We start from the raw sequence: 516 nt of genomic DNA, 5'->3' as shown, positions 1-516 counted from the left end.
GTTAAAGTGATGGTACTGCCTCCTTGAGCAGAGATCGTTTCCCCTATGGATTTGAATTTCCCTCCAGAGATTGTCATTTGAGAGTGATCATTTGCAACTACGGCATTGTTTGCTTGAGCGACGTTTATATCTTTTAAAGCAGCTGTACCATTTTTTTCTGCCTTTACTCCAACATTCAGTGGTGCATCGTCTTTACCACTCGATATCGTTACATTTGTCAGCTTGCTTTCTTTATTATTATCTGAAAAAAGCACACCAGTATCGGAAACAGTAATGGTTCCTCCGGTTATTTGAAGTTTAGCACCATCTTTTGCTTCAGCACCTAGGGAAATAACAGAGTCAGTTCCTTTAATGGTTGTTGTACCGTTTAACTCAATCACACTGTTAGCACCTTCAGCGGTTACCGCATAGACGTTTTTGTTTGTACTTGAGTTTATATCTTTATTTCCAACTATTTTTAAATCTATTCCGGTGATTTTACCACCCTTGTTTGCATGAATAAGCTCGTAAGTTCCT

Annotated in this window: 1 pseudogene; it reads right to left on the bottom strand. The window is 38.8% G+C overall.

Features of this window, described 5'->3' with window-relative positions:
• A pseudogene (locus J7R07_RS07995) lies at positions 1–516 on the bottom strand (autotransporter outer membrane beta-barrel domain-containing protein); the annotation flags it as partial.

Source organism: Bartonella phoceensis (assembly GCF_902825145.1).
GTDB classification, from domain to species: domain Bacteria; phylum Pseudomonadota; class Alphaproteobacteria; order Rhizobiales; family Rhizobiaceae; genus Bartonella; species Bartonella phoceensis.
Note: the sequence above shows the minus strand (reverse complement) of the source record. Positions and strands in the feature narration are given on the sequence as shown.